The 362-nt window shown below is 36.2% G+C and carries 1 protein-coding gene; it reads right to left on the bottom strand.

The features are described 5' to 3' along the window. Positions 1-66 precede the first annotated feature (66 nt). Positions 67-362 (bottom strand): JAB domain-containing protein (locus tag FC19_RS05885; RefSeq protein ID WP_162261184.1); only part of this gene is annotated, 296 nt, incomplete at its 5' end.

The following is a 362-nucleotide window of genomic DNA, read 5'->3' as shown; positions in this document are numbered from 1 at the left end:
CAACAAACCGCTTGTAATTCTCTAGGTACTGTTTCTTTAACTTTTTGAGTATAAAAAATGTTCATCTCATTCACTATCTACCGCTCCAAACATGTTTTCTGCTCTCATTGAAAGATACTCCCCACCAAAACCTATTACTAGATGATCTAATAACTTGATTTGCAACAACTCACAAGCCTGATAAAGGCCTCGTGTAAAACTAATATCTTCTTTTGAAGGTGTAGCTTCTCCGCTTGGATGATTATGTGCAACAATAACACTAGAGGCATTAGACAATATTGCCGTTCTAATTACATCTCGTGGTATCGCAATTGATCTTGAGATTGTTCCAATATGAACTGTTGAAATATTAACTGGCTCTC

The sequence above is a fragment of the Liquorilactobacillus aquaticus DSM 21051 genome (assembly GCF_001436755.1).
Taxonomy (GTDB): Bacteria; Bacillota; Bacilli; order Lactobacillales; family Lactobacillaceae; genus Liquorilactobacillus; species Liquorilactobacillus aquaticus.
Note: the sequence above shows the minus strand (reverse complement) of the source record. Positions and strands in the feature narration are given on the sequence as shown.